A 25,202-nucleotide genomic window follows, 5' to 3' on the forward strand; every position below is an offset into this window, starting at 1 on the left:
ATATATTATCCTCTCTTGGTTAAATTTTCAGCAGGGATTAGTATTGTAAAAGAAGTTATATGTTTTTCAGGTAGACTTTTAAGATTTATGTTTCCTCCTAATTTATAAACAATTTCTTCAACATAAGATAAGCCTATACCTGTAGATGGTTTTCCTAGAGAATTATATTTATTTGTATATCCAGCTTTAAATATAAGTTTTAATTTTCTTTGGGGTATTCCAGGTCCGTTATCGGTAACTACAAATTGTAGAAAGTTATTTTGTTTTTTTATTGAGAGCTTTATAGTTCCTGTCTTTTCTATAGCTTCTACAGAATTTGAAATAAGGTTGTTTAAAATTGATAAAATTATAAATAGATGAAACAAGCCTGGTATGTCCTCAAGTTCTGTAAGTATTTCTATATCTTTACCTAAAGAATTCGCATATTTTTTGTTTGTATTGGTTATTATAGCTGTAATATCGTTTATACTCATATAATCCCCTAAGTTTTCATTTGTTATTAGCTTTGATAAGCTGGAATAAGTTCTTTGATTGTCTTTTTTTACTTCATGTATTTTACCGGCAATATCAAGCAGTTTTTTAGACAAATCTTCATTAGAGTCTTTTAGGGTTCTATATAAATTATAACAGTCATGCGTTATTTCTTCAGAGGTATTAAAAGATTTTTTTAATTGAACCGTTTCTTCATATAAATTAGAAATGAATAAAGCCATTTTAGAATTTTCCTCATGCTGCTTTTCTACCTCAATGTCTTTTTCATGAATTACTAATACGTAGAAGAAGCCTAATACAAAGAAGCTCCTTATAATTGCGATAATTGCTACCTCAATGATAATATTCATGTTTAAAAGATCACCTAAAAATATGTGCCTTAAAGATAGTTCAACTAAGTTTGAGATTATTTCCATAAAGGTGGATAAAAATCCAACCAAAAGGTAATGGCTTAAGTATTTTCGAAGTAATACATAAAATAATGCAGAATAGGTTATGTAGTAAAAAAAAGCAGGAAAGTTAAGTATAAAACCATTAAGTAGACTAGTATTTCCACCAAAGGTTAAATACAAAAATATTCTAAATAATACTACAGAAATACCGACCATAATACCTGAAAAAATTGGGCTGGATTTCTTCATTAGCAGAAGAAAAAACAAAAAAGCGGTTGTTCCAAAGCTAACTCTAAAGGTATCTTGAAAGGGATAAATTTTAATCTCTCCGGCCAAAGTTGTTATAATTATCATTATGATAAATGTATATATTTTTTTCCTCAATAAAATATTTCTCAAAATGTGCCTCCTCAAAGTGCAATACAAATATAATAATTATTCAATTGTTTTTATTTTAAAATTAAGTATACAACTTTATATTTTAATAATATTTTTAAAAAAGTTCAATATATTATTTGTAACTTATTGTTATATTAAGTAGTTTCAATTCTATAATTTACACATAATCATGCGATTTTTATATAATTGTACAATTTTAAACATTGAACTTATTAATACTATAATATTAAAAAATGCGTATTAAAATGAAAAATGAATTTTTATTTAAATGTTGATTTAAGATAGATTAAATAAATATTTAGGCTACTGCAAAAGATAAAAAATGTATTGTTTTATGTAAAAGTTGTATAACACTTAACGTTAATAGGAGGAAAAACACATGGGTAACATATTTAGAAAAAAAACTGTGTTGGATTTTGAAGAGGAAGCCAAGGGCAGTAAATTGAGAAAGAAGCTTACAAGTTTTGACCTAGCAACAATAGGAATAGGAGCAGTTGTAGGTACGGGGATTTTTGTTGCTACAGGGGAGGGTGCAAAGCTTGCAGGACCGGCGGTTGTTATTGCATTTTTGGTAGCAGCAGTAACTTGCGGATTGTGTTCACTTACATTCTGTGAACTTTCATCTATGTTTTCTGTATCAGGAAGTACATATTCTTATTCGTATATTGCTTTTGGAGAAATTGTAGCATGGATAATAGGTTGGGATTTGATGCTCGAATATATTGTGGCAGCGGCTTCAGTAGCATCTGCATGGTCGGGAACACTTATGGGAATACTTGCAAATTATAATATACATCTACCTGCATCATTAACAAGTTCGGTTATTTCAGGGGGTATTGTAGATTTACCAGCAGTTTTACTAACAATTGTGGTTACAGCTCTATTATATATAGGAGTTTCTCAAAGTGCTAAGGTAAATGATATTATAGTTGCTTTTAAAATTTGTATAATAGTTTTATTTGTAATTTTAGGTGTGACTCACATCAAAGTAGTAAATTATCATCCATTTGCACCATATGGATTTAAAGGAATAATGGCATCAGCGGCAATTATATTTTATTCATTTATCGGTTTTGATGCTATAGCAACTTCTGCAGAAGAGACTATAAACCCTAAAAGGGATATACCAAGAGGACTTCTCATGTGTTTTGGAGCAGTTGTAATTTTGTATATGTCTGTGGCAGTAGTTCTTACAGGAATAGTTCCATTCACTAAAATAGATATAAATAATGCTTTGCCAGGAGCCTTAGCTAGTATAGGTATAAATTGGGGTTCCGCTCTTGTTGGAGCTGGTGCTGTAGTTGGAATGATTTCAACAATACTAGTTGTTATGTATGCTCAAATAAGAATTTTCATGGTTATGTCAAGAGATGGACTTTTACCAAAAGTATTTTCACATGTAAATAAGGAGCATCAGACACCTGGATTATGTACATTAATAACAGGCTGTATAGTTGCTTTAATAGCTGGACTTTTACCACTTAAGATGATAATGGAACTTTGTAATATAGGAACTTTATTTGCATTTATACTTGTGTCATTTGGGGTAATAGTGTTAAGATATAAAATGCCTAATGCTGAAAGAAAATTTAGATGTCCAGGAGTACCATTTACTCCATTAATAACAGCATTCTTCTGTTTTTATATGATGCTTAATTTACCTGTTTTTACATGGATAAGATTTGGTGCTTGGCTTCTAATTGGAATTGTAATTTACTTCTTGTATGGTTCAAAGCATAGTATTATTATAAATAGAGATAAAGAAAAAGAAAAAGTAGTATGATTTATAGAAAAACCAATGTAAAACTTAATTTATTCATGCGTCAAAGTGCCAAGCTTCAAGGCATTTTGATGTATGTATAATTAATAGTTAATATGGATTTCCTATATAGGGGTTCGATAGTTAAACTGTTTTATCTATAAATGTTTAATTATGAACCCTTTAATGCTTTTTGTTGGGAAAGAGGAAAAATCAATGGAAATGTTTAGAAAGAAAACTGAAGCGGATGTCGAAAAGGATGCTTCAAATAGCGGTCTTAAAAGAAAACTTACCAGTTTTGATCTTGCTGCACTTGGAATAGGATCTGTAGTTGGTACAGGAATATTTGTATCTACAGGTCAGGGAGCAAAACTTGCAGGACCAGCTGTAATAATTTCATTTATAGTGGCAGCAATAACAAGTGGTTTATGTGCTTTAACATATTCGGAACTTTCGTCTATGTTCCCGGTATCAGGAAGTACATATTCATATTCATACATTGCCTTTGGAGAGGTGGTAGCATGGATAATAGGTTGGGACTTAATACTTGAATACCTTGTTGCAGCGGCTTCAGTATCATCTGCATGGTCTGGAACACTTATTGGGATACTCAAAGATTATAATATAAATCTTCCTTTTGTACTTACAAATTCACCTCTTACAGGTGGAATTGTGGACTTGCCTGCGGTTATAATAACTGCCGTGGTTACATGGCTTTTATATGTAGGAGTTTCTGAAAGTGCTAAGGTAAATAATATTATAGTTGGGCTGAAAATTTGCATAATACTTTTGTTTATATTTTTAGGTGTATCTCATATAAATGTAGCTAATTATCATCCATTCAGTCCATATGGGACAAAGGGTATAATGTCAGGAGCAGCTATCATATTTTTCACATTTATAGGGTTTGATGCGATTTCAACGGCTTCGGAGGAAACTAAAAATCCTAAAAAAGATGTTCCTATGGGACTTATGATATGTTTATCTGTAGTTGTTGTACTTTATCTTGCAGTAGCATTTGTATTAACAGGAATAGTTTCATTTAAGCAAATAGATGTAAATAATGCGCTTCCGGGAGCACTATCGCATATAGGAATAACATGGGGGTCAGCCATTGTAGGTGTAGGAGCAGTTATTGGAATGATATCTAGTCTTTTGGTAACACTTTATGGACAAATAAGAATTTTTATGGTTATGTCTAGAGATGGACTTTTACCAAATGCTTTTTCAAAAATAAACAAAAATCATAGTACGCCTGGATTATGTACTATAATTACCGGTATAGTTACAGCTTTATTTGCAGGCTTTTTACCACTTAATGTTATAATTGAATTATGCAATATAGGAACTTTATTTGCATTTGTACTTGTGTCACTAGGGGTAATAGTTTTAAGACATACAATGCCAGATGTGGAGAGAAAGTTTAGATGTCCAGGTGTGCCATTTACACCGATTTTGACTATAGTATTTTGCTTGTATTTAATAGCTAATCTTCCAAGTGTTTCATGGTTTAGGTTTGCAATATGGCTATTGATTGGGCTAGTAATTTATATATTCTATGGCTTTAAACACAGTAAGGAAAGAAAGAGAAGTAATAATGCTTCATCGCGTTAAAAAAATCCTATAAGTCTAAGGTAAAAAAATCGTAAAATACTAAGATATTTTAATAACTCGCTGAGAAGAAGCTCAAACAAATTAAAATATCTAAGCATTTTACGATTTTTTTGCCAAGACTTATTAGGATTTTTTTAAATTGCTCTTTCAGCATTATTACTTCTCTTTTGAGGAAGTACAAGGAAAAAATTCCTCCGTGCCTACGGAATTTTAGGTGGTGAGTTTTAGAGTGATAATGGATCATATGGGAAATATGGATTAAGGACTTGTATAAGACTAAGCCATCAATAGTGAGAATACTAAGATATTTTAATAACTCGTTGAGAAGAAGCTCAAACAAATTAAAATATCTAAGCATTTTACGATTTTTTTGCCAAGACTTATTATTTTTTTGAAGATGCCTTTAATCGTTCTTTCAGCATTATTATTTCGATTTTAAGGAAATGCAAGGAAAAAAATTCCTCCGTGCTTACGGAATTTTGGGTGGGGAGCTTTAGAGAAATATAGTGGATTATTAAAAAAATATTATTTGATATCTTTATTTAAAATTCTTTTTTAAAATATACCATGTCGATTAGTTGTTTTCCGCACTCATAAATTGGGTGGTCATAATTATCAGTAAAAAAATTCTTAACTCTATGAGACTCTATGAATCCACATTTTTTGTAAAAAGGTATTGTTAAAGGACTGTCACCTGTTCCTACATACATAGTGTCACAATCATTTTTAAAGTATTCAAAAATATAGTCAACTAATTTCCTTCCGTAGCCTTGACCATGAATTTCTTTATAAGTAGCGATATTTTTTAATTCATAGATTCTATCTGACTCTTTAGTTACTACACAGATTCCTTTTAAATCATTATCATATAATGCAAACAGAGTACCTCTTTCTAAATATTTATCTATCATATTTTCCTGTTCATCTGCTAATAGTAGTAAGTCTAAAAAATCTTTTTTATTTTCTTTTATTATTTTTATTTTCATTTTGAAACTCCATAATTTAAAATTTGAAATAAATTATTATCTATAGTATTGGTTGTAAGTGAGGTCTTTCCATTTTATTCTTGTGTATATAATCTACATACTTATGGTATAATTCTAAAGTACAATTTTAATAGTTAATCGCGGGCTACTGGTATCACTTATCTCTTCCATGAAGGGAGGTGATACTTAATGAGTAATGATGTTTTAATGTTACTATTTACTGGTGGTTTATTTTTAGTAGCACTATTAACATTTGTAGTGTTACTTATAGATAAGATATCAAAAAATAGTAGCCCCGACTCGCAATTGGATGCTACTATTTTTTATTCATATAGAATATAGTGATATCAGTTGCCTAAGCAACTAGAATTGTATATCAGCAGAGTGTTGACGCACTCTGCTTTTTATTATCTGCATTTCTTATTTATATTATATCAAATTTTTATAAAAAATAAACACATACTTCTAAGCTTTTTTATAATTTAGAGCAAGCCTTATTGAGTTCAATTTTTTCTAAATCATCTGGCACAAAAACATTTCCACTGAAGACCGTTTTAGCCTCATTAGTGTAGCGTGTCTTTCTTTCTGCAAGATTTGTATCTTCAGTGTGGTATAAAACCAAATTTTTTATATTTAATTGTTCTGCCAATTTGCCGGCATCAAGTGATGTGCTGTGATGTTTTTCATATGGTTTAAAAACATCTTTATCAGCATATAAGCAGTAGGCTTCAGAAAGCATCCAATCACAATTTTCCACATAAGTTCTATTGGTTTCATTATATGGTTCATCTCCAAGGCAGGCTAAAGTCTTTCCATTTGGAAGAACTGCATGAAATCCAAATTGTTTTTGCTTTGTAGAGGCTATATCAAAAAATTGAATTTGCATATCTATAATATTAATTTGTTCACCATTAGCAACTTCACGAAGGTAGATGCCATTCCCTATAAATTGTAGTAATTTACGTGGAAGAGTAAGATCGCAGAATGTAGTAATCATTTTTTTTAGCTCGTCATGGCAGTATATGGTAAACTCTCCGGCGTATTTTTTGCTGGACATTAACGAAGCAATTTTTCTTATAATCCATATTACACCTAGAACATGATCAGTATGTCCGTGTGTAACTATCATGTTGTGAATGCCTGTGTATGGGATTTTTGCTTTTTCTAATTGATTAAAGATGCCATTACCACCACCTGCGTCTACCATAAAATATTTGTCATCATTTTTTATGGCGAAGCACGTATTATAGCATTTTGTTACCATTGCATGTCCAGTTCCTAGCATAATTAAATCTAAATTCATTTATTTTAACCATCCTTTGTTAACTTATTATCCTATATAATCATGATACTATCATTCTTAGTATGTATTATCAAGGCATGATTATTTATGAATTATAATTTATTACAAAGATAAATAAACTGACAATCAATACGAAAACGCCAATAGTTCTTATGACTTTTTTTGTGTGTCTTATATTTCCTCTGACTCCGTGTTTAGCATATGGAAGAATTAATATTACTAAACCAATTAGAGCTATGTATAAGGGAGTAAAGTTATCATTTCTTAGGGTTAAAGGTACACATAGTATTAACGCAGATACAATTTGAATGCCAAACTTTAATTTGCTCATTTTAAAATATCTATTGGCTTCAGCTTTACATTCATCACTACAAACGTAATATTTATCTAAAATACTATCTTTGCCTGCTTTTATTAGTTTTGAAGCATCTTCACTTCCACAGTTTATACATTTAGGCATTTTTACCCCTCCAGAGTTTTATTAATAGCTAGAATTACTCAATTCCAGTGGAATGTATTTAGACAATCTACAACCAAAATTTGCTTATATTATAACACATTACCATATAGCTATACAGAAATTATTTATTAGTATGAAATTTTAATATTATATGATGTTTTAAAAACAAAAAGTATGCTTTAATATAGAATATAGATAATTTTATTGATTGGAGATGCATTTTTATGGCAGTAAAGATTCTAACCGATAGTACAAGTTGTATGAGTAGTGATTTAATAAATGAATATGACATAAATTTAGTATCGCTTAGTGTAACGTTTGATGATGAAACTTTTAAGGAAATGGATATAAGTAATGAGGTATTTTATAAGAAGATGGATGAAAAGGGCATACCAGTATCATCTCAGCCTTCAATAGAAGACTTTTGCAGCGCTATGAAAAAAGTTGTAAGTGCTGGGGATGACCTTTTATGCATATTTATATCTTCTGATATGAGTGGTACATATTCAACAGCGCACATTGCAAGAGATATGGTACTTGAAGAATATAAGTCTGCTAAAATAGAAATACTGGATTCTAAAGCTAACTGTATGCAGCTTGGTTTTTGTGCTATAAGTGCTGCTAAAGCTGCAAGGGATGGAAAAAGCCTTGGAGAGGTAAAAAAAGCTGCTGAGGAAAATTTAAAGAAAAGCAGATTCCTTTTTATACCTGAAAACCTTGTTTATTTAAGAAAAGGTGGAAGAATAGGGGGAGCAAGTGCACTTATAGGAAACCTATTAAAGATAATACCAATACTTACAGTAGAGAATGGAGTAACAACAGTTTATGCAAAGGTTAGGACTAAAAAAAGAGCTGTAGAAACTATGATACAAAAAGTTCATGAAGATGTAGAAAAGTTTGGACTTGGAGGTATAGCAATTCACCATATAAATTGTTATGATGAGGCTCAAAAGCTTGCAGATATTATAAAAGATAGATTCAATATTAAGGCTATAATATGTGATATAGGCCCTGTTATAGGGCTTCATGTTGGGCCTGGAGCTATTGGCATTGCATATTATACAGAGAATAGAATGCGTTAGATTTTAGAATTTTTAGAGGTGTATTTGAATAAAAATTGGGCCACATATATTATGTGCCCAATTTTTTTTATGTTTACTTTGCTCAAGTGGTTTGTCATAGAAAAATATATTTATTTTAAAATAGTATTGACAAGAATATAATTTCAAAATATAATTAGGTTACCTAATAATTTATATTATTAATTATTTATAAAACTAATTATATTACAAAATATAGATTGCACGTTGATTATAGAATATTTTGTGTAAGGAGGAAAAAATGGATAATAATAAAAAAGAGATAGCGGATAAATTGTTTTTAGCTATTACTCAACTTAAAAAGGTTAAATTTCAACCAAGGGGTATAGATGGATTAACTCATTCTGAAGTGGTACTTCTTTTTTGCATAAAAAAATCTCTTGAAGTCAATGAAGAAGGAGTTAAGGTATCTCAGTTAAGTAAAATATTAAAAGTTGCTTCGCCTACGGTTACTCAACAAATAAACAGTATGGAGAAAAGTGGTTTTGTAAAAAGAACTATGGATCTTACAGATAGAAGAGTTGTCAGAGTTAACCTTACAGAAAAAGGTGAGGTAACAATTAAAAAAGCCAATAAAGGTTTTTGGAAGTTTATAGAGGGACTAGTAGATTACTTAGGAAATGAGAAGAGTGAAGAGTTTGCAGAACTTTTATCTGATTTAGCTAAGTATATGAAGAAAATAAAGAATGAAGAAGATTAAAACAATATGCATTTAACACCCTAACAATATAAATTAAGTTTCATAATGATTAAGTTTCACAATGATTTAGTTGAAAGTCAGTTCAACGGATAAGGAGATGAATTAATTGATTAAACTACTAAAAAAACTAAAGCCATTTGCATTATCAGTAATAATCATATTGATATTAGCATTTTTTCAATCTATGGCGGACTTATATTTACCCACATTAATGTCTGACATTGTAAACAACGGTATCATGAAAGTAAGTTCTAATGGTACATCCCAAACTGATATACCATATATATGGAGGACAGGGGGATTAATGCTTCTGATATCAGCAGGAAGTGTAACTTGTGCTGTAATAGGTAGTTTGTTTGCATCAAGAACTACTTTAGGACTTACAAGAAATTTGAGAAAAGAGTTATTTACACGAGTAGAAAGTTATTCTATGAATGAATTTAACAAGGTTGGTACAGCATCCCTAATAACCCGTACTACTAACGATATAACTCAAGTACAAAATGTTGTTATAATGATGCTTAGAATGTTAGTTACAGCACCTATGATGTGTATAGGTGGAGTTATCTTAGCAGCACGCAAAGATAAAGGTTTAACCTTGATTCTAGCAGTTGCAATACCTGTTTTAGTAATTGTAATAGGTGTAATAGGTAAATCTGTTGTGCCACTATTTAAGTTAATGCAGAAAAAGGTAGATAGAATAAATCTAGTTTTGCGTGAAGGTCTTACAGGTATGAGAGTTATAAGAGCCTTTGATAGACAGGAAGTTGAAAAGAAGCGTTTTGATAATGCCAATGCTGATTACACAAACATCGCAATTAAGGCTAATAAAATAATGGCAGGAATGATGCCGTTAATGATGCTTGTAATGAACTTAACTACTATATCAATTATATGGTTTGGGTCTAAGAGGATAGATGCAGGAGACATGAAGGTTGGAGACATGATGGCATTTACTCAATATGCTATGCAAATAATGATTTCTGTTCTTATGGTTGCAGTAATGTTTGTACTTATCCCACGTGCACAAGCATCTGCAGTTAGAATAAATGAGGTTCTTGATATAAAATCTGAGATAAATGATCCTGAGAACGCTGAGAAATCAGATTCAGATAAAAAAGGTTATGTTGAATTTAAAGATGTAACTTTTAGCTATCCAGGTGCAGAAGAGCCAGTAATATCAAATATCTCATTTAAGGCAAAACCAGGTGAGACAACAGCAATAATAGGCGGAACTGGTTCTGGAAAATCGACACTTATAAATCTTATTCCTAGATTTTATGATGTAGACAGTGGAGAAATAATAGTAGATGGAAAAGATATTACTAAAATGACGCAGCAGGAATTGAGATCAAAAATTGGATTTGTTCCACAAAAGGCAGTGCTTTTCAGTGGTTCCGTGTCATCAAATATACAGGTTGGTAATGATGATGCTTCCTTAGATGATATTAAAAAGGCAGCAGATATTGCCCAGGCAACAGAATTTATATCCACCATGAAAGAGGGCTTTGATTCTGAGATATCAGAGGGAGGAAGCAATGTTTCCGGTGGACAAAAACAGCGTCTTTCAATTGCAAGAGCTTTAGTTAGAAGACCAGAAATATATATATTTGACGATAGTTTTTCAGCTCTTGATTTTAAAACAGATGCAAAACTTAGGGCTGCTTTAAGTAAGGAAACCTCCAAATCCACAGTTATAATAGTAGCGCAGAGAGTAAGCACAATAATGAATGCAGATAGAATAATAGTTTTAGATGAAGGAAAAGTAGTTGGAATTGGAACACACAAGGAGCTACTTAATAACTGTGATGTATACCATGAAATCGTAGCTTCACAGCTAAGTGAGGAGGAAATGGCATGAGTGAGAATAAATTAAAAAGCCCAAAACGTCAGGCAATGGGACACGGTCCAAGCGGTCATGGTGGTCCAGCAATGGGAAGACCTGCTGAGAAGGCAAAGGATTTTAAGGGTACTATAAGAAAGTTAATGAAGTACCTTGCACCATATAAATTCAGGTTTACTGCGGTTATAATTATGGCGATATTAAGTGTAGTTTTTAGTGTTGCTTCTCCTAAGATTATGGGTAGAGCTACAACTAAGCTTGCAGATGGTCTTATTGGTAAGGTAGCAACAGCAAAAATTAAATCTAAAAAAAGTCCAATAGATAAAAAGCTTAAGGATCTAGAAGCTCAAAAAGCTAAATTAGATGCTTCAATAAAACAAAACCCTATGATGGCCAAAGCGCCAAAGGTTGCAGCAGCAGAAGCACAAATGACAAAGGGAGTGCAGCAGCTAAAGGCAGCACAAAGTAAAATGGATAGTGCTCTTACTCAAGTAGCAAATAAGTATGGTACTAAAATTGACTTTGACTATATATGGGCAATAGTTTTAGAATTAATAGCTCTTTATGCAATTAGTTCTATATTCAACTTTTTACAATCATTTGTTATGGCGGCAGTTGCACAAAAAACAGTTTATAACATGAGAAAAGATGTAGATGAAAAGCTAAATAGATTACCACTTAAGTTTTTCGATGCAAATACTCATGGAGAAATATTAAGCCGTGTTACAAATGACCTTGATACAGTTGCAACAACTCTTCAGCAGAGCTTAACGCAGCTTATAACATCCATAGTTCAAATTATTGGTGCAATTGTAATGATGCTAACAATAAGTGGATGGCTTACACTTATCTGTGTATTGACTTTACCTGTTGCAGCAGGTGTAACAATGTTAATTGCTAAAAAGTCTCAAAAGTTCTTTGCTGGTCAACAGAAAGAGCTTGGAATGATGAACGGTCATGTAGAAGAAATGTTTACAGGACATGTTATTGTCAAGGCTTTTGGTAAAGAGAAGGATTCAATAGATAAATTTAATGAGATAAATGATAGACTATATAAATCAGGTTGGAAAGCTCAGTTTATGTCAGGAATTATATTCCCACTAATGAACTTCATCAATAACCTTGGATATGTTGCAGTTTGTGTTGCAGGTGGAATATTTGTAACAAAGGGAATGGTTACTATAGGAGATGTTCAGGCATTTTTCCAATACAATAAACTATTCACAATGCCTATAATACAGACAGCTAATATAGCAAATATAATTCAATCTACAGTAGCTGCAGCAGAACGTGTTTTCAATCTTCTTGAGGAAGAAGAGGAAATTCCAGATGCTGAGGATTCTAAAATCATTGAACTTCCTAAGGGTGCAGTTAAATTTGAAGATGTTAAGTTTGGCTACAAAGAAGGAGCTACTTTAATAGAAGATATGAATATAGATGTAAAACCTGGTGAGACAGTAGCAATTGTTGGTCCTACTGGTGCAGGAAAAACTACTATAGTAAATCTCTTGATGCGTTTCTATGAGATAAATGAAGGAAAAATAACCGTTGATGGTGTGGATACAAAGGAAATGAGAAGAAATTATCTACGCAATATGTTTGGAATGGTTCTTCAGGATACCTGGTTATTTAATGGAACTATAAAAGAGAATATAGCTTATTCAAAAGATGGTGCAACTGATGAGGAAATAGTAAGAGCGGCAAAAGCAGCGCATGCAGACCACTTTATTAGAACTCTTGCAGATGGATATGACACTGTTATCAATGAAGAGGCTTCAAATATATCTCAGGGTCAGAAGCAGCTTTTGACTATTGCACGTGTTATACTTGCAAATCCTGAAATATTAATACTTGATGAAGCAACAAGTAGTGTTGATACTAGAACAGAAGTTGCAATACAGAAGGCCATGTCAAACGTTATGAAGGGCAGAACAAGTTTTGTAATTGCACATAGATTATCAACTATACGTGATGCGGATTTGATACTTGTTATGAATCACGGTTCTATAATAGAGCAGGGAAATCACAAGGAGCTTTTAGCTAAAAATGGATTTTACGCTGATCTTTATAACAGCCAGTTTACAGGCGGAAGTAATGAAGAGGTAGGCTAAATAAATAGGGTGTCGCATTAGCATAATAAATATACTAATGCGGCACCCTATTTTTAGTAGTTACATAAGCTTTATACAAATACAAGCATTACTATTGTGCAGGACTTGTGTAGTTAATATTACAATTAAGTAAAGCATTTGCTAATGTAGTTTTATCTTCTGAACTTATCTGATTTTGAGCTAAATTAAGCCACTTTAGATTAATTAGGTTACTTAATAAAGATACATTAGTAAGTTTGTTATCCATTAAGTTCAATTCTTGTAAGTTTGTTAGGTTTTGTATTGGAGTAATATTGTCTATTTTGTTAGAAGCCATGCTAAGATATTTTAAGTTTGTTAAGTTTTTTAGTGGACTTATATCAGTTATTTGATTATAACCTAAGTCGAGATCTTGTAAATTTGTCAAGTTTTTTAGTGAACTTATATCAGTAATGGTGGTACCACCTACACTTAATTCTTTTAGGTTTGTTAATTGACTTATTGGACTTAAGTCGGTTATGCTATTACTATATAACAAAAGCGTATTTAAGTTAGTTAATTGACTTACTGGACTTATATCAGTTATTTTATTATTCTGTAAATCAATATATTTTAAGTTTGTTAAGCTTTTTAAACCATTTAAAGAACTTAAAGAATCCGATTCAGCGCTAAATTCACTTAGTTGAGTTAGATTTTGAACTACACTTATATCACTTATGTCACTATTGGAATCTATATATAGTGATTTTAAATTTGTTAGGTTTTTCAAGGAACTTATATCACTAAGATTATTAGCAGCCAAGTTAAGAGTTTGTAAGTTAGTCAATTCGCCTAAGGAACTTATATCACTTATTTTATTTGCACTTAAATCTAGTTCTTGTAAATTAGTTAGTTCTTTTAAAGGACTAATGTCACTTAGAGTATTGTTTACAAGAGTAAGATGCTTTAAGTTTTTAAGCTCTTTTAGAGGACTAATATTACTCAATTCAGTTTTATTAGTATTATAAAGCTTAAAGGTATTTAAGTTTATTAAGTTTTCAATACCGCTTAAATCTGTAACAGGTTTTGCTGTTTCTTCAAGATCAGTAATATTTACAACATCGCCTTTATATAAAGTGCCAGTTGGTTTATTTATTGCACTTCTTACTAAGCTTTCTAAATTTTTATCTTTAAAAGTTACTACATCTGAACTATTAGTAGGATTTACAGTAATATTACAAGTTGCAGTTTTACTTCCATCTTCTGAAGTTGCAGTAATAGTAGCGTTACCCTGTTTATTGCCAGTTACTTTACCTGTATTATCAACGGAAGCTATGCTGCTGTCAGAAGATGTCCAATTTACATTTTTATTAGTTGCATTATCTGGTTTTATAGTTGCTGATAAGCTATCTGTATCACCAACATTTAAAGTATCCGAAGTTTTATTTAATGCAATTGAATCTACAGGTACTTTCTTAACAAGCTTGATTCTGAGGGCTTCAACTCTAAGACCTTTACCATCAGTTCCAGCTTCAGCGCCATCACTGACCCAATCCTGCCATCCGATATTCTGTACGTGTGCTTGATATTGTATTGAGTAGTCAGGCATATTATCTAGTTTTATTTGTAAAGCTTCAACTCTAAGACCTTTACCATCAGTCCCGGCTTCAGCGCCATTACTAACCCAATCTTGCCAACCAACGTTTTGAACATGAGCTCTGTAACTTATTTTAGCATTTGCTGGAGCATTTGAAAGTTTGATTTTAAAAGCTTCAACCCTTAGACCTTTACCGTCAGTTCCAACTTCGGCACCATCACTAACTGGATTTTGCCATCCGATATTTTGTACATGAGCTGAGTATTGCACTTCAGGATCAGCAGGAGTTACAGTAATGATACAAGTAGCAGTTTTGCAGCCATCATGAGAAGTAGCTGTGATTTGAGAAGTTCCTACGCCATTTGCAGTAACTTTACCATTAGAATCAATAGAAGCTACATTCGAATCAGAAGAAGCCCAGGTTACATTCTGATCAGTAGTATCTGATGGAGTAAAGTTTGCAGTTAGATTATCTGTTTGTCCTACTTTTAAAGTTTGGTCACCTTTGCTTATGGCAATAGAAGTTGGATGTGTTTTTTTAACTATTTTAATTTCAAGAGCTTCAACTCTAAGACCCTTACCATCAGTACCAGCTTCAGCACCATCACTAACCCAATCCTGCCAGCCAATGTTTTGAACATGAGCACGATATTGAACTGAATATTCATCAAGATTTTTAAGTTTTATTTTCAAAGCCTCAACTCTAAGACCTTTACCATCAGTTCCGGCTTCAGCGCCATCACTGGACAAGGTTTGCCACCCAATATTTTGAACATGAGCACAGTAAGTTATACCGGCATCTGCTGGTGCGTTAACAAGTTTAATCTTAAGAGCTTCAACTCTAAGACCTTTACCATCAGTTCCAGCTTCAGTTCCATCACTAACCCAATTCTGCCAGCCAATATTTTGAACATGAGCACTATAAGTTATTCCAATAGTGGTAGTATCAGTAGTGGCTGCTTTGTATGTATATGAAGAATTAAATACAAAAGGCAGTGAAAAAGCCATAAAAGCAGTAAATAAGTACTTAAATTTAAATCTTTTCAATTGTATCCCTCCCATTAAATTCATGTATAGTATAATTATAGCACAAAGGTAATTTTGAGATTATATAAATATTGTAAGATAGGTTACTATAAATTCTGAAATGTTAATACGTGATGCGGATTTGATACTTGTTATGAATCACGGTTCTATAATAGAGCAGGGAAATCACAAGGAGCTTTTAGCTAAAAATAGATTTTACGCTGATCTTTATAACAGCTAGTTTACAGGCGGAAGTAATGAAGAGGTAGGCTAAATAAATAGGGTGTCGCATTGGCATAATAAATACGCTAATGCGGCACCCTATTTTTAGTAGTTACATAAGTTGTGTACAAATACAAGCATTACTATTGTGCAGAACTTGTGTAGTAAATATGACAATTAGGTAAAGCATTTGCTAATGTAGTTTTATCTTCTGAATTTATCTGGTTTTGAATTAAATTAAGCCACTGTAGATTAATTAGTCTACTTAATAAAGCTACATTAGTAAGCTTGTTATCCCTTAAGTCCAATTCTTGTAAGTTTGTTAAGTTTTGTATTGGAGCGATATTGTCTATTTTATTGGAAGCCATACGAAGAGATTTTAAGTTTGTTAAGTTTTTTAGTGGACTTATATCAGTTATTTCATTACCCTCTAGATCAAGATCTTGCAAATTAGTTAAGTCTTTTAGTGGACTTATATCAGTAAGGTTGGGACCACCTGCGACGAATTCTTTTAGGTTTGTTAATTTACTTACTGGACTTATGTCAATTATGTCATTACTATCTAGCAAAAGCGTATTTAAATTAGTTAACCCACTTAATGGACTTATATCAGTTATTTCATTATTTCGCAAATCAAGATCCTGTAAATTTGTTAAGTGCTTTAAAGCATTTAAAGAACTTAAAGAACACGTTACAGCGCTAAATTTATTTAGTTGAGTTAGATTTTGAATTACACTTATGTCACTTATGCCCCTATTGGCATCTAAATATAGTGATTTTAAATTTGTTAGGCTTTTCAAGGCACTTATATCACTAAGCTTATTAACGCCTAAGTTAAGGTCTTGCAAGTTAGTTAATCCACTTATTGGACTTATATCACTTATGCTGTTGTCACCTAAATCTAGTTCCTGTAAATTAGTTAGTTCCTTTAAAGCGCTAATGTCACTTATAGTATTGTTTACAAGAATAAGATGCTTCAAGTTTTTAAGCCCTTTTAGAGGACTAATATCATTCAATTCAGTGTTATCATGATTAATAAGCTTAAAAGTATCTAACTTTGTTAAGTTTTCAATACCACTTAAATCTGTAATCTTTTTTTCTCTTTCTTCAACTTCAAGATCAGTAATATTTGCAACATCTTTTTTATATAAAGTGCCAGTTGGTTTATTTATTGCACTTCTTACTAGTCTTTCTAATTCTGGATCTTTAAAAGTTACTACATCTGAATTATTAGTAGGATTTACAGTAATATTACAAGTTGCAGTTTTGTTACCATCTTCTGAAGTCGCAGCAATAGTAACAGTACCCTCCTTATTGCCAGTTACTTTACCTGTATTATCAACGGAAGCTATGCTGCTATCAGAAGAAGCCCATGTTACATTTTTATTACTTGCATTATCTGGTTTTATAGTTGCTGATAAATTATCCGTATCACCAACATTTAAAGTATCTGAAGTTTTATTTAATGCAATTGAATCTACATGTACTGCAGGTACTTTCTTAACAAGTTTAATTCTGAGGGCTTCAACTCTAAGACCTTTACCATCAGTACCAGCTTCTGCGCCATCGCTAACCCAATCCTGCCAGCCTATATTTTGTACATGTGCTTGATATTGTATTGAGTAGTCAGGCATATTATCTAGTTTTATCTGTAAAGCTTCAACTCTAAGACCTTTACCATCAGTACCAGCTTCTGCGCCATTACTAACCCAATCTTGCCAGCCAACGTTTTGAACATGAGCTCTGTAACTTATTTTAGCATTTGCTGGAGCATTTGAAAGTTTGATTTTAAAAGCTTCAACTCTGAGACCTTTACCGTCAGTTCCAACTTCAGCGCCGTCACTAGCTGGATTTTGCCATCCGATATTTTGTACATGAGCTGAGTATTGCACTTCAGGATCGGCAGGAGTTACAGTAATGATACAAGTAGCGGTTTTGCAGCCATCATGAGAAGTAGCTGTAATTTGAGAAGTTCCTACGCCATTTGCAGTAACTTTACCATTAGAATCAATAGAAGCTACGTTTGGATCAGAAGAAGCCCAAGTTACATTCTGATCAGTAGTATCTGCTGGAGTAAAGTTTGCAGTTAGGTTATCTGTTTGTCCTACTTTTAAAGTCTGGTCACCTTTGCTTATGGCAATAGAAGTTGGATGCGTTTTTTTAACTATTTTAATTTCAATAGCTTCAACTCTAAGACCCTTACCATCAGTCCCAGCTTCAGCTCCATCACTAACCCAATCTTGCCAGCCAATGTTTTGAACATGAGCACGATATTGAACTGAATATTCATCAAGATTTTTAAGCTTGATTTTCAAAGCTTCAACTCTAAGACCTTTACCATCAGTCCCAGCTTCAGCTCCATCACTGGACAAGGTTTGCCAGCCAATATTTTGCACATGAGCACAGTAAGTTATACCGGCATCTGCTGGTGCGTTAACAAGTTTAATTTTAAGAGCCTCAACTCTAAAACCTTTACCATCAGTACCAGCCTCAGCGCCATCATTAACCCAATTCTGCCAGCCAATATTTTGAACATGGGCACTATAAGTTACTCCAATAGTGCTAGTATCAGTAGCAGCTGCTTTATATGTATATGAAGAATTAAATATAAAAAGTAGTGAAAAAGCCATAAAAACAGCAAATAAGTACTTAAGTTTAAATTTTTTCAATTGTATCCCCCCTAAAAATTGCATACTATGTAATTATATCATAAAAATAGTCACAAGATTACCTAAATACTGGTAAAAATATTTTAAAGAAAGATATAGAGAATATTGATTGCTGATTTGACAATAAACATAAAAGTGATATCCTAAAATGAGTAAATACTCATTTATATAAGAAGGGAGGAGAGAATCTTAATTATAAGGTTTCTAGATACAGTTGTTAAACTATAAACCATATAAAGATTCTCGCTTGTTATGGCAAGAAAAGCAGCGGAAGATAGGGAAAAGGATATAATGGAAGCGGCAATTAAGATTTTTTCTGAAAAGGGATATAATGCGGCTACCACAAGTGAAATATCAAAAGAAGCAGGAATAGCCGAAGGAACTTTATTTAGGTATTTTAAAAATAAAAAGGCACTTCTTGCTAAAATAATAATGTTTTCATCTAAAGTTATAGGAAAAAGTATAATAACAGATAGATTAAATAAAATTATAGAAAAAAACAAAGATAAAGACATAAAAGAAATATTAAAATTGATTATACTCGATAGGATTGACTTGTTAGAAAAAAATAAGAAAATATTTAAAATTGTGGTTACGGAAATTCAATATCAAGAGGATTTGAAAGAAGCATTTGTGAACAATATAATTTTTGCAGTTAAGGATATGGCTTATGGTTATATTGAACATAATGCGGAGATAAAAGAAAAACTTAAAGATTTGGATCTGATGGTAGTAGGAAGGACTTTAATTGGTTCTGTAATAATGCTTGTTATGCAGGAAGAATTTTTCCCAAATCTAATTAAAGTAGACAGAGAAGTGCAGGTAGAGCAAATGGTTGAAATGTTTCTTCATGGACTGCTGAGGTGAAGTAACAGTATTTTGAAACATTAAATAAAGCTCATAAGACTAAGCCCCAAATAATGAAAATACTAAGAAATTTTAATAACTCGCTGGGAAGATTACTCAGACAAATTAAAATTACTAAGTATTTTCATTATTTGGGGCAAAGTCTTATTGAGCTTTATTTAAACAGTTTCCAAAATACTGTTACTCGCATAGAAGGTAGATGCAAGGAAGATTTTCTTCCGCTCCACTACCGAAAATCCGAATTAAAAGCTCATATAAAATAGGGCTACAAAATAATAAAAATCCTAAGAAGTTTCAATAACTCGCTGAAAAGAAGCTCAGACAGATTGAAACATCTAAGTCTTTTTATAATTTCAAGCAAAGTCTTATTGAGTTTTATTTAAACAGTTTCCAAAATACTGTTACTTCGCATAGAGGTAAAAGCAAGGAAGATTTTCTTCCGCTCCACTGCAGAAGATCCAAATTAAAAGCTCATATAAAATAGGGATACAAAATATTATTGAGTTTTTTTAAATTGTTACTTCATCAATGTTAATTCATTTTTCGAGTAAAACAAGGAAAAAATTCATCCGTGCCTACGGAATTTTAGGTATCAATTGTATAGATTAAATTAGTAAATAGATGATTTACTTTGATATATATTATTTGATTTTTAAATAAGTTAACGTATTAGTCATCTTTAATTTTTTAGTAATAGAATCATACATGATTGACAAAATAATATAAAGTGATATATTAATAAGTGAGTGCTCACTCATTAATTAAAATGTTGAATAAAAAGGAGATGTATATTATGAAGTATAAAAGTGCTGCGGTTATAATCATTGGAATTTTAAGTTTAAGTTTAACAGCTTGCACTACCGATAAAGCAGATAGTAATAAGTACACGGGAACAATTGAATGTAACAGTTACTATATAACTTCAGAGGTTGCAGGGAAAATTGATAAGGTAAATGTATCAGAAGGGGATAAAGTAAAAAAGGATGATGTGACTTTTAATATAAATTCTGAGGCTTATAATATACAAAAGAATCAAGCAGATGCAGAAGTGGAGGCAGCAGAGGCAACTAAGGATAGTTTACCTGATAATGCGCCGGATAATACTAAAAAGCAGGCTGATGCGAAACTTAAGGAAGCTAATGCGGCTCTAGATTTAGCTAATTTAAATATAGGGAAATGTGATGTTAAGAGTCCAGGGGATGGTGTAGTATCTGAAGTTCTTGTAAATAGTGGAGAAGTGATAAATCAAGGTGGCAATCTTGCTAAGGTTTTAGATATTGATAATAGGTATATAAAGGTATATGTTGAACAGTCTAAGAGGGATAAGGTTAAGTTAAATGATAAATTGAATATTTATTACAATGATAAAAATGTGGGAAAAGGTACAGTCTCTTACATATCACCACAAGCGGAATTCACACCTAAAAATACTGAAACCAAGAGTGATAAAGAGGAAACAGTGTTTGAAGTGAAAGTTAAAGTAGATAATAACCTAGACTATTCTCCAGGGACACTAATGGATGTGGAGATAAAGTAGGAGGGGTAAAAATGGATGCTATTGAAATAAAGGGACTTACGAAAAAATTCGGAAATTATACAGCTGTAGACAATATAAGTTTTAATGTGCCTAAAGGTAAGATATATGGCTTTATTGGACCTAATGGCTCTGGAAAATCTACTACCATTAAAATGCTCTGCGGTGTTTTAACGCCAACAGCAGGAACAGCATATGTTCTTGGATATGATGTAAGGAAAGACAGAGATAAGATAAAGGCTAAAATAGGATATATGTCTCAAAAATTTAGCTTATATGAAGATTTAACTGTAGATGAAAATTTAAATTTTTATTCTGGAATTTATGGACTTAAAAAAGCTAAAAGAGAAGAAATGAAAAAATATATAGTGAGTATGGCTGGACTCAATGGAAGGGAACATGTAATTACGGGGAATTTGTCTGGTGGCTGGAAGCAGAGATTAGCTCTTGGGTGTGCTTTGATTCATAAACCTGAAATTCTAGTCCTTGATGAGCCAACTTCTGCTGTTGATCCTGTGTCTAGAAGAATTTTCTGGCAAATGATATATACACTTTCACGTGAAGGTATTACGGTTCTTGTAACAACTCACTATATGGATGAAGCAGAAAGCTGTGATATGCTAGCTTTTATATTTGATAGCAAGCTCATGACTACAGGTTCTCCTAGGGAGCTTATAGAAAGGGAAAAAGTAAATAACCTAGAAGATGTGTTTATAAAATATGTGGAAGAAACTACCCATCAAAAGGTTGAAAATTCTTTCAATGAACTTAAACAAATGATAGGGAAGGAGGAATAACATGAATTTTCAGAGGTTTAAAGCCATAGTAAAAAAGGAAATCATACAACTTAAACGTGATAAAGCTAGTTTTGCAATTGCCATAATGATGCCTATAATAATGATACTGTTATTTGGTTATGCGGTTAACACAGAACTTAGTAATATATCTATGACGGTGCTTGATCAAAGTCATTCCATAGAAAGTAGAGAACTCATTCAAGGTTTTCAAAACACTGGATATTTTAAGATAAGTTCAAGAGAGAACAGTATAGATGAAGTAAAGAAAAAAATAGATAAGGGAGAGGTTCATGCGGCAGTTATTATTCCTCCCGATTTTTCAACGAAACTTCAGAATAAGGAAGAAACAAATGTACAGTTATTGATTGATGGTTCGGATCCCACTACTGCAAGAACAGCCTTTAGTAGTGGAGTAATTTCAGGGCAGCAGTATGGTGTAAAAAAACTTCAACAATTAACTGAGAAAGTAACTTCTAAAACTCAAAGTGGTAGTGTTAATGTTAATACGAAAGTTATGTATAATCCAGATTTAAGAAATCAAAATTTCACTATACCAGGGCTCATAGGCCTTATAATGCAGAATATAACGATACTTTTAACTGCTTTTGCACTTGTAAGGGAAAGAGAAAGAGGAACTATAGAGCAGCTTACAGTATCGCCTTTAAAAGCAGGTGAAATAATCCTTGGAAAGCTCATACCATATATTTTTATAGGATATTTGGATTTTTTATTCTCATTGGTGCTGGGTATAACATGGTTCCATGTCCCTATAAATGGTAGTTTGCTGCTGCTTTTGCTACTGGGATTTGCCTTTGTCATATGCGCACTTGCAATAGGAATACTCATATCTACAATTTCACGGACGCAGCTTCAAGCTATGCAGCTTACCATACTTGTGCTTTTGCCAAGCATACTTCTTTCAGGCTTTGTTTTTCCGAGAGAGGCAATGCCTAAAGCAATACAACTTATAGGAAATGTTTTGCCACTTACCTATTTTTTAAATATATTAAGAGGAATCATAACAAAGGGTGTGGGATTTCAGTATTTAGTGCCAGATGTAACCATGATGTGCATTTTAGGTGGAGTACTTTTAGTTCTCAGTATAATTAGATTTGCAGTAAAACCTTATAATAGCTAAAAAATATTTAATAGGTAGTGAAACATTTTAATACTATATAGTGTACTATTAATTATATAGTTAAATAAAATTATGTATGGGGGGATGGTTTTGGAAGTTGATAAAGAAATAGTATCAAGATGTAAAAAATACGATAAAGCAGCCTTCTCATACTTGTTTCATTTATATGAAAAATATTTATATAAGTTATGCTATGGATATACTCAAAATTCGAGCGATGCTATGGATTTAGTTCAGGAAATTTATATAAAAGTTTTTAAGAACATAAAAAAATTTGATTTGGACTTTCCATTTCATCCTTGGATAAGAAGAATTTCTGTGAATACTTGCCTTAATTTTAAAAGGGACAAGAATAGTAATGTCATATCGCTGAATTCAAGGTACTATAATGATGAATTTGAAGAAGAGAGTAGAGTATCGCTCGATTATGACATGGAAGAAGACATAGTTAATAAAATAAATAACGAGGTAGTTCGTGAGAGTATAAAGAAACTTACATATGACTATAGAATGATAATTATGTTAAGATATTATGAGGATTTAAGTTATGATGAAATAGCAAAACTTTTACAAATGCCAATGGGGACAGTAAAAACCAAGCTTTATAGGGCTAAAGGCATTTTAAAGAAAAATCTTCAGGCGAATTTGGAGGTGAAAAAATGAGCTGCAAATTTGATGAAAAACTATTATATGCATATGTGGATAAAACAATTGAGCCTCTTGAAAAAATATTTGTAGAGGAGCACCTTAAATATTGTGAAAAATGTAGAGAAGAAGTAGAATTTATAAAACTAATGGATGCCAAAATTAAGGAAGGCTTCAGTGAAACACATGAACCTAAAAACTTAGACGATTTTGTTGATTTAATCCTAGATAATTGTATGAATGAAGTTGATGAGGATTTGAATTTAAGTGTGCAAAACTATTTTAAAGATATGAATGCAGCTCGAAAATCACTTTTAGAATGTTACAGCGTTATGTATAAGAATCCTTATAATGAAGCGTTAAATAAGGCTGTGATGTTTCCAGTAAAAGAGACACAAAAAGCTTTAAAAAGTTATATAGATAAAAAAGTACCTTTAATAGGTAAAATTAAAAAACTCTTAAAGGTGGGATGATTATGATTATTTTAAAAGTACTGCTTATAATTTTACTTACAATTATCGTGCTCATGTTTTTTAGTTTATTTATTAAGGTAAAATACAGCTTATATTCCACAATAGATAATGATGATATAAATATTAATGCGTCCTTTACAGTTTTACTTGGAATTTTTAGAATACAGGTTTTAAGAGAAAATGGCAAGTTTAATTTTAATATATGTCTATTTGGCAAAAAATTAAAGATGAAACCTTATAAAAAAAATGGTAGTAAAAAAAAGAAAAGTCAGAAGAAAAAAAGAAAAAAGAAGATTAAGTGGAATACAATTTTAGGAAAGCTAATAAAATACTTTAAGGAAATACTGGATATAATGAAACCTAAAATTTTTGAGATTAAAGGTATATATGGATTCTTTGATCCTTCTGTTACAGGTATAATGTGCGCCATCATACCTATTGTTAAGGAAATAGTACCTTCAGCGGATATTGAGCTAAATCCTGTATTTGAGGAAGAAGATTTTGATGTAAAGATAAGGATTTTAGGAGATGCAATTCCTGTAGTTGTATTAGTAAAAACATTAAAACTTGTATTTAGTAAAGATGTAAGAAAAATAATATTTTCAAAAGCATGAAACTTTTTTTGAGCAGTATGTGTATTTAATAATATAGAAGTACTTCGAATAAAAAATATTTTAGGAGGAATTTACTTATGGAAAATAATATAAAAGAAAATTTGGATGTTTTATTCACTAAATTGGAGAAATTTTTAAGGACAGAAACAGTGGTTGGAGAACCTATAAAAGTTGGAGAAACTACATTAATTCCAATAATAAGCGTTATGTTTGGTTGTGGAACAGGTTCAGGAACAGGTGATAACAAAGGAATAAAGGGAGAAGGCGGCGGACTTGGTGCTGGTGCTAGAGTTACTCCTAATGCTATTCTAGTTATAAAAAATGATGAAGTTACAATGCTTCCAGTAAAGAATAGAGGAAATTTAGATAAACTATTAGAAATGGTTCCAGAGATAGTATCTAAAGTAAAATGTGATAAGGATAAGAAAGAAAAAACAGAAGAGAAAGATAAAGAGGAATCAAAAGAAGAGGAATAAAATAATAAAAGGTACATTGGCTTTAGC

20 protein-coding genes and 1 pseudogene are annotated in these 25,202 nt (G+C 31.8%); 15 read left to right on the forward strand and 6 right to left on the reverse strand.

Going from position 1 to position 25,202, the window contains the following annotated elements:
* Positions 1-5: 5 nt before the first annotated feature.
* The gene (locus tag BEE63_RS11930) at positions 6-1,133 is read right to left on the reverse strand and encodes a sensor histidine kinase (RefSeq protein ID WP_207646933.1); all 1,128 of its coding nucleotides are present in this window, start codon (positions 1,131-1,133) and stop codon (positions 6-8) included.
* A 529-nt stretch (positions 1,134-1,662) separates the two neighbouring features.
* Here BEE63_RS11930 and BEE63_RS11935 point away from each other — a divergent pair.
* Together BEE63_RS11935 and BEE63_RS11940 are read left to right on the forward strand one after the other, a co-directional pair.
* Complete coding sequence (locus tag BEE63_RS11935) at positions 1,663-3,066, forward strand: APC family permease (RefSeq protein ID WP_066021603.1); 1,404 nt, start codon at positions 1,663-1,665, stop codon at positions 3,064-3,066.
* 192 nt (positions 3,067-3,258) lie between these two features.
* Positions 3,259-4,656, forward strand: coding sequence for an APC family permease (locus tag BEE63_RS11940; RefSeq protein WP_066021604.1), 1,398 nt, complete (start codon positions 3,259-3,261; stop codon positions 4,654-4,656).
* Between the two features lie 542 nt (positions 4,657-5,198).
* Here the strand turns inward: BEE63_RS11940 and BEE63_RS11945 are convergent.
* Positions 5,199-5,642, reverse strand: coding sequence for a GNAT family N-acetyltransferase (locus BEE63_RS11945; RefSeq protein ID WP_066021605.1), 444 nt, complete (start codon positions 5,640-5,642; stop codon positions 5,199-5,201).
* A gap of 189 nt (positions 5,643-5,831) precedes the next feature.
* On the opposite strand from BEE63_RS11945, the pseudogene BEE63_RS22565 reads away from it, so the two are divergent.
* Positions 5,832-5,927: pseudogene (locus BEE63_RS22565) on the forward strand (putative holin-like toxin); the annotation flags it as partial.
* Between the two features lie 190 nt (positions 5,928-6,117).
* On the opposite strand, the gene BEE63_RS11950 reads toward BEE63_RS22565, so the two are convergent.
* On the reverse strand, positions 6,118-6,945 hold the full coding sequence (locus tag BEE63_RS11950; RefSeq protein ID WP_066021606.1) for an MBL fold metallo-hydrolase: 828 nt from the start codon (positions 6,943-6,945) through the stop codon (positions 6,118-6,120).
* An 85-nt stretch (positions 6,946-7,030) separates the two neighbouring features.
* The gene (locus tag BEE63_RS11955; RefSeq protein ID WP_066021607.1) at positions 7,031-7,405 is read right to left on the reverse strand and encodes a hypothetical protein; all 375 of its coding nucleotides are present in this window, start codon (positions 7,403-7,405) and stop codon (positions 7,031-7,033) included.
* 224 nt (positions 7,406-7,629) lie between these two features.
* Here BEE63_RS11955 and BEE63_RS11960 point away from each other — a divergent pair, with 224 nt between their 5' ends.
* The 4 genes from BEE63_RS11960 to BEE63_RS11975 all read left to right on the forward strand — a co-directional run bounded on the left by BEE63_RS11960 (position 7,630) and on the right by BEE63_RS11975 (position 13,159).
* A complete protein-coding gene (locus tag BEE63_RS11960) occupies positions 7,630-8,487 on the forward strand; it encodes a DegV family protein (RefSeq protein ID WP_066021608.1) in 858 nt (285 codons plus the stop codon).
* Positions 8,488-8,746: 259 nt separating this feature from the next.
* Entirely contained in the window at positions 8,747-9,205 is a 459-nt protein-coding gene (locus BEE63_RS11965) for a MarR family winged helix-turn-helix transcriptional regulator (RefSeq protein WP_066021609.1), read from the forward strand.
* Positions 9,206-9,311: 106 nt separating this feature from the next.
* Complete coding sequence (locus tag BEE63_RS11970) at positions 9,312-11,066, forward strand: ABC transporter ATP-binding protein (RefSeq protein ID WP_066021610.1); 1,755 nt, start codon at positions 9,312-9,314, stop codon at positions 11,064-11,066.
* Complete coding sequence (locus BEE63_RS11975; RefSeq protein WP_066021611.1) at positions 11,063-13,159, forward strand: ABC transporter ATP-binding protein; 2,097 nt, start codon at positions 11,063-11,065, stop codon at positions 13,157-13,159. The genes BEE63_RS11970 and BEE63_RS11975 overlap by 4 nt, the downstream gene beginning before the upstream one ends.
* Positions 13,160-13,250: 91 nt before the next feature.
* Here the strand turns inward: BEE63_RS11975 and BEE63_RS11980 are convergent, their stop codons facing one another.
* Positions 13,251-15,761 (reverse strand): leucine-rich repeat domain-containing protein, encoded by a 2,511-nt coding sequence (locus tag BEE63_RS11980; RefSeq protein WP_066021612.1) that lies wholly within the window; start codon positions 15,759-15,761, stop codon positions 13,251-13,253.
* 344 nt (positions 15,762-16,105) lie between these two features.
* Complete coding sequence (locus tag BEE63_RS11985) at positions 16,106-18,631, reverse strand: leucine-rich repeat domain-containing protein (RefSeq protein WP_066021613.1); 2,526 nt, start codon at positions 18,629-18,631, stop codon at positions 16,106-16,108.
* Positions 18,632-18,883: 252 nt separating this feature from the next.
* Here BEE63_RS11985 and BEE63_RS11990 point away from each other — a divergent pair, with 252 nt between their 5' ends.
* The 8 genes from BEE63_RS11990 (at position 18,884) to BEE63_RS12025 (ending at position 25,175) form a co-directional block, all read left to right on the forward strand.
* A complete protein-coding gene (locus BEE63_RS11990; protein ID WP_066021614.1) occupies positions 18,884-19,498 on the forward strand; it encodes a TetR/AcrR family transcriptional regulator in 615 nt (204 codons plus the stop codon).
* A 793-nt stretch (positions 19,499-20,291) separates the two neighbouring features.
* Positions 20,292-21,035, forward strand: a complete 744-nt coding sequence (locus tag BEE63_RS11995) for an HlyD family secretion protein (protein WP_066021615.1) — start codon at positions 20,292-20,294, stop codon at positions 21,033-21,035.
* An 11-nt stretch (positions 21,036-21,046) separates the two neighbouring features.
* Positions 21,047-21,829, forward strand: coding sequence for an ABC transporter ATP-binding protein (locus BEE63_RS12000; protein WP_066021616.1), 783 nt, complete (start codon positions 21,047-21,049; stop codon positions 21,827-21,829).
* 1 nt (position 21,830) lies between these two features.
* Positions 21,831-22,967 carry an ABC transporter permease gene (locus BEE63_RS12005; RefSeq protein ID WP_066021617.1) on the forward strand — a complete coding sequence of 379 codons (1,137 nt, stop codon included), beginning with the start codon at positions 21,831-21,833 and terminating at the stop codon, positions 22,965-22,967.
* Positions 22,968-23,051: 84 nt separating this feature from the next.
* Positions 23,052-23,630 (forward strand): RNA polymerase sigma factor, encoded by a 579-nt coding sequence (locus BEE63_RS12010; protein ID WP_242874795.1) that lies wholly within the window; start codon positions 23,052-23,054, stop codon positions 23,628-23,630.
* Positions 23,627-24,085, forward strand: a complete 459-nt coding sequence (locus tag BEE63_RS12015; RefSeq protein WP_066021619.1) for an anti-sigma factor family protein — start codon at positions 23,627-23,629, stop codon at positions 24,083-24,085. Before BEE63_RS12010 ends, BEE63_RS12015 begins: the two co-directional genes overlap by 4 nt.
* A gap of 2 nt (positions 24,086-24,087) precedes the next feature.
* Entirely contained in the window at positions 24,088-24,699 is a 612-nt protein-coding gene (locus BEE63_RS12020) for a DUF2953 domain-containing protein (RefSeq protein ID WP_066021620.1), read from the forward strand.
* A 77-nt stretch (positions 24,700-24,776) separates the two neighbouring features.
* Positions 24,777-25,175: a GerW family sporulation protein gene (locus tag BEE63_RS12025; protein WP_066021621.1), complete on the forward strand. Its 399-nt coding sequence runs from the start codon at positions 24,777-24,779 to the stop codon at positions 25,173-25,175.
* Positions 25,176-25,202 lie beyond the last annotated feature (27 nt).

It is taken from the genome of Clostridium pasteurianum (genome assembly GCF_001705235.1).
GTDB lineage: Bacteria > Bacillota > Clostridia > Clostridiales > Clostridiaceae > Clostridium_S > Clostridium_S pasteurianum_A.

Coding starts and splice junctions, on each gene's coding strand:
- BEE63_RS11965 (WP_066021609.1), top strand. CDS start 8,747: ATGGATAATAATAAAAAAGAGATAGCGGATAAATTGTTTTTAGCTATT.
- BEE63_RS11975 (WP_066021611.1), top strand. CDS start 11,063: ATGAGTGAGAATAAATTAAAAAGCCCAAAACGTCAGGCAATGGGACAC.
- BEE63_RS12000 (WP_066021616.1), top strand. CDS start 21,047: ATGGATGCTATTGAAATAAAGGGACTTACGAAAAAATTCGGAAATTAT.
- BEE63_RS11995 (WP_066021615.1), top strand. CDS start 20,292: ATGAAGTATAAAAGTGCTGCGGTTATAATCATTGGAATTTTAAGTTTA.
- BEE63_RS12020 (WP_066021620.1), top strand. CDS start 24,088: ATGATTATTTTAAAAGTACTGCTTATAATTTTACTTACAATTATCGTG.
- BEE63_RS12025 (WP_066021621.1), top strand. CDS start 24,777: ATGGAAAATAATATAAAAGAAAATTTGGATGTTTTATTCACTAAATTG.
- BEE63_RS11990 (WP_066021614.1), top strand. CDS start 18,884: ATGGCAAGAAAAGCAGCGGAAGATAGGGAAAAGGATATAATGGAAGCG.
- BEE63_RS11960 (WP_066021608.1), top strand. CDS start 7,630: ATGGCAGTAAAGATTCTAACCGATAGTACAAGTTGTATGAGTAGTGAT.
- BEE63_RS11930 (WP_207646933.1), bottom strand. CDS start 1,133: ATGAAGAAATCCAGCCCAATTTTTTCAGGTATTATGGTCGGTATTTCT.
- BEE63_RS11940 (WP_066021604.1), top strand. CDS start 3,259: ATGGAAATGTTTAGAAAGAAAACTGAAGCGGATGTCGAAAAGGATGCT.
- BEE63_RS11955 (WP_066021607.1), bottom strand. CDS start 7,405: ATGCCTAAATGTATAAACTGTGGAAGTGAAGATGCTTCAAAACTAATA.
- BEE63_RS11945 (WP_066021605.1), bottom strand. CDS start 5,642: ATGAAAATAAAAATAATAAAAGAAAATAAAAAAGATTTTTTAGACTTA.
- BEE63_RS12010 (WP_242874795.1), top strand. CDS start 23,052: ATGGTTTTGGAAGTTGATAAAGAAATAGTATCAAGATGTAAAAAATAC.
- BEE63_RS11950 (WP_066021606.1), bottom strand. CDS start 6,945: ATGAATTTAGATTTAATTATGCTAGGAACTGGACATGCAATGGTAACA.
- BEE63_RS12005 (WP_066021617.1), top strand. CDS start 21,831: ATGAATTTTCAGAGGTTTAAAGCCATAGTAAAAAAGGAAATCATACAA.
- BEE63_RS12015 (WP_066021619.1), top strand. CDS start 23,627: ATGAGCTGCAAATTTGATGAAAAACTATTATATGCATATGTGGATAAA.
- BEE63_RS11935 (WP_066021603.1), top strand. CDS start 1,663: ATGGGTAACATATTTAGAAAAAAAACTGTGTTGGATTTTGAAGAGGAA.